This is a genomic window from Bradyrhizobium sp. PRIMUS42 (genome assembly GCF_023006515.1).
Lineage (GTDB): Bacteria > Pseudomonadota > Alphaproteobacteria > Rhizobiales > Xanthobacteraceae > Bradyrhizobium.
Map to the genome: position 1 here is coordinate 1 of NZ_JALBGZ010000201.1, position 9,258 is coordinate 9,258.

The 9,258-nt window shown below is 64.5% G+C and carries 12 protein-coding genes and 1 tRNA gene; 3 read left to right on the forward strand and 10 right to left on the reverse strand.

Going from position 1 to position 9,258, the window contains the following annotated elements:
• On the reverse strand, positions 1–185 hold a 185-nt coding region (locus MOV75_RS16925; RefSeq protein WP_247006232.1), incomplete at its 3' end, for a LysR family transcriptional regulator.
• 111 nt (positions 186–296) lie between these two features.
• Here MOV75_RS16925 and MOV75_RS16930 point away from each other — a divergent pair.
• On the forward strand, positions 297–719 hold the full coding sequence (locus MOV75_RS16930) for a 4-oxalocrotonate tautomerase family protein (protein ID WP_246930944.1): 423 nt from the start codon (positions 297–299) through the stop codon (positions 717–719).
• A 43-nt stretch (positions 720–762) separates the two neighbouring features.
• On the opposite strand, the gene MOV75_RS16935 is transcribed toward MOV75_RS16930, so the two are convergent.
• Both MOV75_RS16935 and lipB read right to left on the reverse strand, forming a co-directional pair.
• A complete protein-coding gene (locus tag MOV75_RS16935) occupies positions 763–1,476 on the reverse strand; it encodes a DNA helicase (protein WP_246930942.1) in 714 nt (237 codons plus the stop codon).
• 171 nt (positions 1,477–1,647) lie between these two features.
• The gene (gene lipB / locus MOV75_RS16940) at positions 1,648–2,397 is read right to left on the reverse strand and encodes a lipoyl(octanoyl) transferase LipB (protein ID WP_246930940.1); all 750 of its coding nucleotides are present in this window, start codon (positions 2,395–2,397) and stop codon (positions 1,648–1,650) included.
• Between the two features lie 67 nt (positions 2,398–2,464).
• Between lipB and MOV75_RS16945 the strand changes: the two genes are divergently transcribed.
• A complete protein-coding gene (locus MOV75_RS16945; protein WP_018647371.1) occupies positions 2,465–2,707 on the forward strand; it encodes a FliM/FliN family flagellar motor switch protein in 243 nt (80 codons plus the stop codon).
• 183 nt (positions 2,708–2,890) lie between these two features.
• A tRNA-Leu gene (locus tag MOV75_RS16950) sits at positions 2,891–2,975 on the forward strand.
• A 129-nt stretch (positions 2,976–3,104) separates the two neighbouring features.
• Here the strand turns inward: MOV75_RS16950 and MOV75_RS16955 are convergent.
• The 7 genes from MOV75_RS16955 to MOV75_RS16985 all read right to left on the reverse strand — a co-directional run.
• Positions 3,105–4,079 carry a tripartite tricarboxylate transporter substrate-binding protein gene (locus MOV75_RS16955; protein WP_246930937.1) on the reverse strand — a complete coding sequence of 325 codons (975 nt, stop codon included), beginning with the start codon at positions 4,077–4,079 and terminating at the stop codon, positions 3,105–3,107.
• A 23-nt stretch (positions 4,080–4,102) separates the two neighbouring features.
• Positions 4,103–4,819, reverse strand: coding sequence for a GntR family transcriptional regulator (locus MOV75_RS16960; protein ID WP_247006233.1), 717 nt, complete (start codon positions 4,817–4,819; stop codon positions 4,103–4,105).
• 23 nt (positions 4,820–4,842) lie between these two features.
• Positions 4,843–5,583, reverse strand: coding sequence for an SDR family oxidoreductase (locus MOV75_RS16965; protein WP_246930909.1), 741 nt, complete (start codon positions 5,581–5,583; stop codon positions 4,843–4,845).
• Between the two features lie 24 nt (positions 5,584–5,607).
• Positions 5,608–6,378: an SDR family oxidoreductase gene (locus MOV75_RS16970; RefSeq protein ID WP_247006235.1), complete on the reverse strand. Its 771-nt coding sequence runs from the start codon at positions 6,376–6,378 to the stop codon at positions 5,608–5,610.
• Positions 6,379–6,393: 15 nt separating this feature from the next.
• Positions 6,394–6,774, reverse strand: coding sequence for a carboxymuconolactone decarboxylase family protein (locus MOV75_RS16975; RefSeq protein WP_246930911.1), 381 nt, complete (start codon positions 6,772–6,774; stop codon positions 6,394–6,396).
• 30 nt (positions 6,775–6,804) lie between these two features.
• Complete coding sequence (locus MOV75_RS16980; protein WP_246930912.1) at positions 6,805–8,040, reverse strand: ABC transporter substrate-binding protein; 1,236 nt, start codon at positions 8,038–8,040, stop codon at positions 6,805–6,807.
• Positions 8,041–8,075: 35 nt separating this feature from the next.
• Positions 8,076–9,258: ABC transporter substrate-binding protein (locus tag MOV75_RS16985; RefSeq protein ID WP_247006234.1), on the reverse strand; the 1,183-nt coding region annotated here is incomplete at its 5' end.

The following is a 9,258-nucleotide window of genomic DNA, read 5'->3' on the forward strand; positions in this document are numbered from 1 at the left end:
AGCCGGACCGCGCGCGGCGAGCGCTCGACGAGGCGTTTGCCCAGCACCGTCTCCAGCCGTTGCAGCTTGAGGCTGACGGCGGCCTGCGTCGTGCCGAGCGCTTCGGCGGAGCGGGTAAAGCTCTGGAGGTCGGCGACCAGCAGAAAGGCCTTGATGGTGGCGATGTCGAGTGTGGCTGTCGTCATTATGATTTCTTATCACTGGTATCAACAGAGATAAGATACAAAAATGACGAGCGGAGGTCTAGCTTCTCACCAACGCCGCGCAAATCGCGCGACATGTTGAGGAGAACGACAATGCCCCTGATCACCGTGGCTTACACCACCTCCCGCCAGTCGCCCTCGCTGAAGGCCGACATCGCGAGCGCCGTGTCCGAGCTCACCGCAAAAATCCTGCACAAGGATCCTGAGGTGACTGCCATCATCGTCAAGCCGGTCGATGCCGATGACTGGTTCGCCGGCGGCAAGTCGCTGGCCGAGCAGAAGCTTGCAAGCTATTGGATCGACATCCACGTCACCGAAGGCACCAACACCAAGGACGAGAAGGCAGCCTATCTCGCCGCGATGTTCAGGCGCATGGCCGAGATTCTCGGCCCGCTGCATCCCGAGACCTATCTCCATGTCGACGAGGTCAAGGGTGATGCCTACGGCTTTGGCGGCCTGACCCAGGAGCGCCGCTATATCGCCGGCAAGCTCGAGGTGTCGCTGAAGGCGGCGTGAGGCAGCAGGCCGCGGGCGAGCCATCTCACCCGCGGCCTTATCGTCAGCTCGCCGCGCGGAACTGGACTTCGGAATTGTTCAGGAAGCACATCTTGTCGAACAGCTTCAAGTCCAGCGGGTTCGGCAAGCGGACATCGCTGAGGTCGGGGCAGGGCTTCGCCAAAGCATCGTAGGATCGATCGATCTGCGAGATGAAGACGACGATCAGCCCCTGATCGCGCGCGAACGACTTCAGCGCGCGCACCTGGACGGAGAGGTCGGGATTTTCTCGCCGCTGGTCGAGCAGTTGCAGATAGTCGATCACCACGACCGTGCCGCGGGGCGCCGCGGCCATTTGCTTGACGACGTAATCGGCGCTGATCGCGTCGGAGCAATCGACCTCGAATAGTTCATCGAATTGCGCCGGCTCCACGCCAATCGCGCGTAAGCGATCCAAGACGTCCTTCTCGGTATATTCGAGCGAGAAGAACGCGGCGCGATGGCCCGACCTCATCGCCTCCACCGCAAGTTCGAGGCTCATCAGCGTCTTGCCCTGTCCGGGCCGCGCGCCGACCAGCACGAGGTCACCGGGGTGGAATTGCGGGAATAGCCTGCTGGCGGGCGTCAGCGCGGCGGCTTTTGCGGCGAGCATGCTCCAGGCGGAGAATCCTTCCGTCGTGGCAACGCGGTCGAGAGCGTCGTGCAGCGGAATGCCTTCCTCGCGGCACAGGCGCCTCGCGCGTCGCTTCAGATGATAGATCGGCGCAGAGAGTCTCATCGTCAAACCTCCCATTGCGAGCGAAAAGCGCAATCCCTCCTTATGCCTGGCGCTCGAACAGTCGGTCGATGATCTCGTCGCCCGGCATGAGGTCTGCTTTCCCGGCGGAGGGGGGAGGCGTGGGCGGCACCGGAATCGAACATAGCCGATTCCGTGAAGCATGCGGAAGCGTCAGGCGGCCGCTTCCGGCAGCAGCGCGCGGGTCGGGCCGAAAAGCTGTTCGAACGCCTGCCGGAGCGCGACGTCGACGTCGGCCATGGTCACGAGCTGGCCGAGATCGACCAGCGAGGTGACGCCGTAGCGGGCGTCAGTGACGCCGCACGGCACGATGCCGGCGAAATGTGATAGCTCCGGCTCGACATTGATCGCGATGCCGTGGAACGCGACCCAGCGCTTCAGCCGGACGCCGATCGCCGCGATCTTGTCCTCGTAACCTTCGCCCTTGTCGGGCCGCTTGACCCAGACCCCGACCCGGTCCTCGCGCCGCTCGCCGCGGACGTTGAAGGCGGCGAGCGTGCGCAGAATCAGCTCCTCCAGGCTCGCGACATAGGCCCGGACGTCCGGCCGCCGGCGCTTGAGGTTCAGCATGACATAAGCCACTCGCTGGCCGGGCCCGTGATAGGTGAGCTGGCCGCCCCGTCCGGTGGCGAAGATCGGGAATCGGGGATCGAGCAGGTCGGTGGCCTTGCCCGAGGTGCCGGAGGTGTAGAGCGAGGGGTGTTCGAGCAGCCAGACCAGCTCGGCGGCTTCGCCGGCCGCGATGGCGGCGACCCGGGCTTCCATGGCGGCCACCGCCTCGGCATAGGGCACCGGTGCGTCCGAGATTCGCCACTCGACGGGCTCGCCGCCTACGGCGGAGAACGACGTCAAATCGAGCTCTTGACGCTGGTTTTGGCGGGGGTTTTGAGGCGAATTAACCATTGGCTAACCATAACGTGGTGATCATCTCGGGAGCAAATGCCAGTCTCAAGTTGCGGCGGTCCTGACAGTGCCCACCCTCGATAAAGTTACCGTGGATCTCATGGTCGTCCTCGGGACGACCACCATGCCGATCCATCAAGTATTACGTCTTTCCCGCGGCGCCATCATCGAGCTGGACGCAACCGAGGCCGACGAGGTCAAGGTTTTGGCCAATAATCTGCCGGTCGCTTCCGGCGTCGTCCTGGTCGACCGCAATCGGATCGCGGTCGAGGTCAAGCAGATGCTACCGCGCTCACCGGGCACGCGGTAGCGGCCTGGGCACGCGGTAGCGGCCCGGACACCCCGGTCAATGCCGATTCGGGCGAGGGGCCCGAACTTTCCTGCAAAGCTTGTGGAATTCAGGGCCTTTGCAGGCTTGTACCCCTCTGATGGATTTGTTAGATCGGCGCCGTTGATCCGGCCGGCCCTCAAGCCTCAGGCCGGCATCCCCAAAGCGCTCGTGGCGGAACTGGTAGACGCGCTGCCTTGAGGTGGCAGTGAGTAAAATCGTGGGGGTTCGAGTCCCTCCGAGCGCACCAAGGCCCTTTCTCTCATTGAAATCATTGAGTTTTCGAGACGCAATCCCCGGGATTGCGTCTTTGCGGTCGATTCCGCCGCACTGGATTTGTGCGACCTGGCCAAAGCTCGCCAGTCGCATCGACGCAAGCCTATTGCGGCTCGATTCCGGCCGCTTTGATGATCCGTCCCCATTTGTCGATCTCGGCTTTCAGGAATGCCTCGAGCGCTTCCGGCGTCGCACGCTCGGGCTCGACTGGCGCCATGCTGAGCTCGGCAAAGCGGCTGATCAGGGCGGGATCCTTCAGCGCCGCCTGCAGCGCGCCCACGAGATGGTCGATCACGGGTTTCGGTGTCCCCTTCGGCGCGTAGAGACCATACCACGTCGTCACGTCGAACGCGGGAACGCCGGCTTCCGCCGAGGTCGGCACGCCGGGCAACGTCGCCACGCGCGTCTTGCTGGTGATCGCGTAGCCCTTGATCGTGTTAGCCTGGATATAGGGCGTCGGTCCGGTCGCGGGATCGCAATAGACGTCGATATGGCCGGCGATGACGTCGTTCAGCGCCGGTCCGCCGCCCTTGTAGTAGATCGGGGTGAGCTTGGTATCGGTGGCGCTCATGAACATCAGGCCGCAGAGCTGCGAAGCCGAGCCGAGACCGACATTGCCGAAGGTGATCTTGTCGCCGGCGTTGCGAATGGTCGTCACCAGATCGCTGAGATCCTTGGCCGGAAAGTTCGGTCGCGCCACGAGGATCATCGGGACGTCGGTGACGAGCCCGATCGGGGCGAAATCGCCGACCGGGTCGAACGGCAGCTTGGCGTAGAGGGAAGGCGCGGTGGCCTGGCCGACATGCATCAGAAGCACCGTGTAGCCGTCGGGGGCGGCCTTGGCGACGCGGTTGGTGCCGAGCGTGCCGCCGGCGCCGACGACATTCTCGATGACGATGGACTGTTTCAGTGTCGCGCTCATGGCGCTGCCGAGGATGCGTGCGATGACGTCGCCGGGACCGCCGGCGGAGAACGGCACGATGACCGTGACCGGCCGGGCGGGGTAGTCGTCCGCGATCGCCGCATCGCGAGGGCAGAGCAGGAGGAACAGGATCAGCGATCGTACGAGAAACTTCATCGAACACTCCCTGGCGGCATTTCTCAGTCGTCGGAAGGCGCCGCCTCCTTGGCCGCCGACGATTTTTCGATCATGTCGAGCGCGGCCACCGCAGCTGCGTTGATGTGGTCGACGCAGCAGCGCTCGGCGAGATCCGCATCGCCGTTCTGGATCGCACGCCAGATCGCGGTGACCTCGCGAAGGCTCTTGTTGATCCGCTTCGGTTGCGACATCGAGGTGATCCGCAACAGCTGGATCCGGTCGTGGAGCGGTTTGAGCGCGCGCTCGATGAAGGCATTGCGGCAGCCACCGATCAGCGCGGCGTAAAAGTCGGTCTTGGCCTCGAGACACCCGATGAGATCCTGTTTGGCCGCCGCGGCCTTCAGGCGTGTCAGGGCGTCCCCGATCCGGCGTGCGACTTCCGGGTCATGCAGCCTGGCGCATTCGCGGCCGGCGAAGCCTTCAAGCACCGCGCGTGCGGCATAGAGCTGCCGCGCCTCTTCGAGGCTGATCGTGGAAACCACGGGGCCGCGGTGCGGGACCGTGTTGACCAGCCCGTCGGCTTCGAGCGCACGCAGCGCTTCGCGGATCGAGGGGCGGCTGACGCCCATCATCTCGCAGAGCTCGCGCTCGACCAGGCGCTGGCCCGGCTTCAGCGTTCCCGACATGATCGCCGCGCGCAGCTTTTGCGCCACCATCGCCCGGACGGTCGGGACGTCCTCGATGCGGAGTGTCGACTGCAATTCGCGACGTCTTTCCATGTCCGGGCCTTGGTTTGAATGATTCAATATCGATTTACAGGCAGAATCATCATTTCGGCAATTTGAACGTGGGCGGGCTGGTCGAGGGCGAAGACGATCGAACGGGCGATATCGGCCGGATCGAGCGCCATCCTGAACTGGTCGAAATAGTCCTTTTCCTTCTGCTGATCGCCGCGGTAGCGGGTCAGGATGATGTTGGTCCGGGTCAGGCCGGGCTGCAGCTCGGTCACACGGATTGCGGTTTCCGCCAGCTCGCCCCGGAGGGTCTCGGTGAACATGTGCACGCCCGCCTTGCTGGTGCTGTAGGCGGCCATGTCAGGCACGATCCGGACCGCGTTGATGGAGCTGATGTTGACGACATGACCGGCGTTGCGCTGGACCATGCCGGGCAGGATCGCGCGCGTGACACGCATCAGGCCGATCAGATTGGTCTGGATGATGTTGGACCAGTCGTCCGCAGAACCAATGTCGAAGCGTGTCCGGCCGCCGATGTCGTGGCCGGCATTGTTGATGAGAACGTCGACCGGCTTGAAATGAGCGGGAATGGCATCGGGCAGGCGATCGACGGCGTTTGCATCGCTGACGTCGAGCTGGATCGGAAACACCGCGTTGCCTGCCGGAGCTGCCAGCTCCTGAAGAGCCTTGGCGTCGCGGTCGACCAGCACGACGCGGCGGCCGCTGTCCAGCAGCGCCTTGGTGATGGCGCGTCCCATGCCGCCGGCGGCACCCGTCAGCACGACGGTTTGGCCAGATGGTTCAGTCATCGCAGCACTCCCATTCCAATGCTCTCATGCGACCGACCAGCCGCCGTCGATCGGCAGGCTGGCGCCGGTGATGTCGTTTGCGGCGGGACCACAGAGAAAGACGACCATGGCGGCGACGGCGTCCATTTCGATGAAGCGCTGCGTCGGCTGGCGCTCGCCGAGATAGTCGCGCGTGACGTCGGCGACGGGACGGCCGCTGTTCTCCGCCATCGTTGCGATCTTGTCCAGGATGGCCGGCGTCGGCAGCGTGCCGGGGCAGAGCGTGTTGCAGGTGATGCCGCTGCGCGCCGTCTCGATGGCGACCGCGCGGGTCATGCCGAGAATTGCCGTCTTGGTGGTGACGTAGTCGATGCGGTCCTCGACCGCGCGGGTCGAATAGATCGACCCCATGTTGATGATCCGGCCCCACCCGCGCTGCTTCATCGCCGGCAGCGTCAGGCGAATGAGGTGGAACGGCGCCGAGAGGTTGACGGCCAGCGCCTCGTCCCAGCGATCGGGCGGAAACTGCTCGATTGCTGAAAAATGCCTGATGACCGCGTTGTTGACGAGGATGTCGATGGCGCCGCAACGGTCGAGCAGGTCCGCCATCATGGCCTCGATCGCCTCGCGGCGGGACAGGTCGACGCCGGCCGCGATCGTTTCGACGCCGAAGCGGGCGCGAAGGTCATCCGCAACCTGTTTCGGCTGAGCGAGGTCGTGCAGGACAATGTTGGCGCCCGCGCCGGCCAGGCCTTCCGCCATGGCGAGGCCAAGGCCTGCGGTCGCACCGGTCACGAGCGCCCATTTGCCCTTCATCGCAGCCACGCTCCGTTATGCCTTGTCGAGCTCGGCGAAGACTTCCTTCGCGTTTCGGAACGCATCGACACCGGCCGGCACGCCGCAATAGATCGCGACCTGCATGAAGACCTCGCGGATTTCCTCCCGGGTCGCGCCATTGGCGAGCGCGCCGCGGATGTGTGTCTTCAGCTCATGCGGACGGTTGAGCGCGCAGAGCATCGCCAGATTGAGGAAGCTGCGGGTCTTCCGCGTCAGGCCTTCACGGCCCCAGACGTAGCCCCAGCAATACTCGGTGGTGAGGTCCTGCATCGGGCGGTTGAACTCGTCCGCGGATGCGATTGCCTTGTCGACGAACTCGTTGCCGAGCACGCTCTTGCGGATCTCGAGGCCGCGGTCGTAGGTCGCCTTGTCCATCTTGTTCTCCGTTTCTTGTTCGGGCGTTGGTCAGTTCTTCGGCCAGAATGGTTTTGCGAGCGCCAGTTCGGGCGGGAACACTGTCACGGGCACACCGGCCTGCCACTGCACGATGGTCATGCCGGCGCCGACGCGGCGGCCTTTCTCGTCGAACTTGATCTCGCCCAGCGGGTAATATTTCGAGGGGCCGCCATCCATGGTGCGCAGCGCTTCGCCCACGGCGACGCGATCGGCCTTGCCGGCTTTCTCCAGCGCGTCCTTGATCACCCACATGTCGCCATAGGTGGAGATCGCGTTCTGCGTCATCCACGGCTCCTTGTAGCGGGTCTTCAACTCGGCGATGAGGGCCTCGTGGCCCTTGGCGCCCCAGCTTGCGACGCAGGTCAAGACGCCCTGGAGCAGCTCGGCGCTGACGGTCTGCAGCATGTCGGGCTCGGCGATCGCGATGCCGAACGAGATCGTCGGAATCTTGCCCTGGCCGAGGCCAAACTCGTTCATCTTCTCCAGCAGCAGCTTTGCATCCGAGATCACGGTCGGCAGGAAGAACAGCAGGTCGGGTTTGGCCGAACGGATCTTCTGCACCAGCGAGGTTGCGTCGGCCAGCGGCGGTGTGAACGTCTCGTCGACGATCAGCTGCAGCTGGTTCTCCGCCAGCAGGCCCTCGCGCATCGCCTTGGCGGAGGCGATCGAGGCCCCTGTGTTGTCGGTCAGGATCGCGACCGTCTTCGGCCGCTTGCCTGCGGCCGTCTCCGCCAGCTTGACGATCTGGGGCAACGCTTGCCGTGCCTGCGAGCCTGCAGTGGCCGCGGTCTGGAATACGTACTTGAATCCGCGCTCGGTGATCAGGTCGGAGTAGGAGAGGGTGAGCATGGGCAGGCTGGCGCGCTCGGTCACCTCCGTCACCGCGAGGGTGAACGAGGACAGATAGGCGCCGCTGGCCGCGACCAGATCGGTCTCCTGCGCCACCATGCGCTGCGCCGCGTTCTTGGCCTTCTCGGTGGTGTCGCCGGAATCGAGCACGACCAGCTTCAGCTTGGCGCCGCCGAGCGCCTTGATGCCGCCTTGCGCGTTGATGTGATCGATCGCCATCTCGGCGCCTTCGCGCATCACCGTTCCCGGACGGGCATAGAGCCCGGAGATCGGCACCAGCAGGCCGACTTTCACCTCCGGTGGCTGCTGCGCCCAAGCGCGGGATGCGATCAGCGTGCCGGAGGCGCCGGCGAGCAGCGTTCGCCGGGTGATCGAGATCTTGCTGTTTGCAGTCATGACAATTCTCCTCCCTCAAAAATCGCGCGACGCTGTCAGGATTTTTTCGGCCAAAACGGCTGCGCCTGCGCGAGCTCGGGCGGATAAACGGTGACGGGCACGCCCGATTGCCATTGCACGATGACGACGCCGGCGCCGACGCGGCGGCCCTTCTCGTCGAATTTGAGCTGGCCGCCCGGATAATATTTGGAGGGGCCGGCATCCAAGGTGCGGAAGGCCTGCGCGACAGCGTTGCGGTCGGCCTTGCCGGCCTTCTCCAGCGCTTCCTTCATCAGCCACATGTCGCCATAGGTCGAGATGACGTTCTGCGTCATCCAAGGCTCCTTGTATTTGGCCTTGAGCTCGGCGATCAGGGCCTCGTGGCCCTTCGAGCCCCAGTTGGCGACGATGGTCATGATGCCTTGCACCGTCTCCGGGCTCACACTTTGCAGCATGTCGGGCTCGGCAATGGTGATGCTGAAGGACACGGTCGGAATCTTGCCCTGGCCGAGGCCGAACTCGCTGATCTTCTCGAGGCCGAGCTTGGCGTCCGACACCGCATTCGGCATGAACAGCAGCAGATCGGGCTTGGCCGAGCGAACCTTCTGGATCAGCGGCGTCGCATCCGACAGCGGTGGGGTCCAGACTTCCTCGACCACGAGCTGGAGGCCTTCCTGCGCGAGCAGCTTCTCCTTGAGCGCCTTTGCGGTGGCGACTGACGTCGCGGTGTTGTCCATCAACATCGCCACGGTCTTGGGCTTCTTGCCCGAGGCATTCTCGGCGAGCTTCATCAGCGTCGGCAGGCCGAGCTCGGATTGGCGGCTCGCGGTCGCCGCGGTCTGGAAGATGTATTTGAAGCCGCGGTCGGTCAAAAGGTCGGAATAAGACAGCGTCAGCACCGGCAGTTCGGCGCGCTCGGTCACCTCGGTCACTGCCAGCGTGAAGGAGGAGAGATAGGAGCCGGTGGCGGCGACGAGATCGGGCTCCTGCGCTACCATGCGCTGTGCCGCGTTCTTGGCCTTCTCGGTGGTGTCGCCGCAGTCGATCACGACGAGCTTCAGCTTGGCGCCGCCGAGCGCCTTGATGCCGCCTTGCGCGTTGATGTGCTCGATGCCCATCTCTGCGCCCATCTTCATCACTTGACCAGGGCGGGTGTAGATGCCCGACAGCGGTACGATCAGTCCGACCTTGACCTCGCCGGGGGCCTGCGCGCGCGCCACGCCGGCGAGACCGACGGCG

Bases quoted from the DNA above. Each gene is read 5' to 3' on its own strand.
- MOV75_RS16930 (WP_246930944.1), top strand. From the start codon at position 297: ATGCCCCTGATCACCGTGGCTTACACCACCTCCCGCCAGTCGCCCTCG.
- MOV75_RS16935 (WP_246930942.1), bottom strand. From the start codon at position 1,476: ATGAGACTCTCTGCGCCGATCTATCATCTGAAGCGACGCGCGAGGCGC.
- lipB (WP_246930940.1), bottom strand. From the start codon at position 2,397: ATGGTTAATTCGCCTCAAAACCCCCGCCAAAACCAGCGTCAAGAGCTC.
- MOV75_RS16955 (WP_246930937.1), bottom strand. From the start codon at position 4,079: ATGAAGTTTCTCGTACGATCGCTGATCCTGTTCCTCCTGCTCTGCCCT.
- MOV75_RS16960 (WP_247006233.1), bottom strand. From the start codon at position 4,819: ATGGAAAGACGTCGCGAATTGCAGTCGACACTCCGCATCGAGGACGTC.
- MOV75_RS16965 (WP_246930909.1), bottom strand. From the start codon at position 5,583: ATGACTGAACCATCTGGCCAAACCGTCGTGCTGACGGGTGCCGCCGGC.
- MOV75_RS16970 (WP_247006235.1), bottom strand. From the start codon at position 6,378: ATGAAGGGCAAATGGGCGCTCGTGACCGGTGCGACCGCAGGCCTTGGC.
- MOV75_RS16975 (WP_246930911.1), bottom strand. From the start codon at position 6,774: ATGGACAAGGCGACCTACGACCGCGGCCTCGAGATCCGCAAGAGCGTG.
- MOV75_RS16980 (WP_246930912.1), bottom strand. From the start codon at position 8,040: ATGACTGCAAACAGCAAGATCTCGATCACCCGGCGAACGCTGCTCGCC.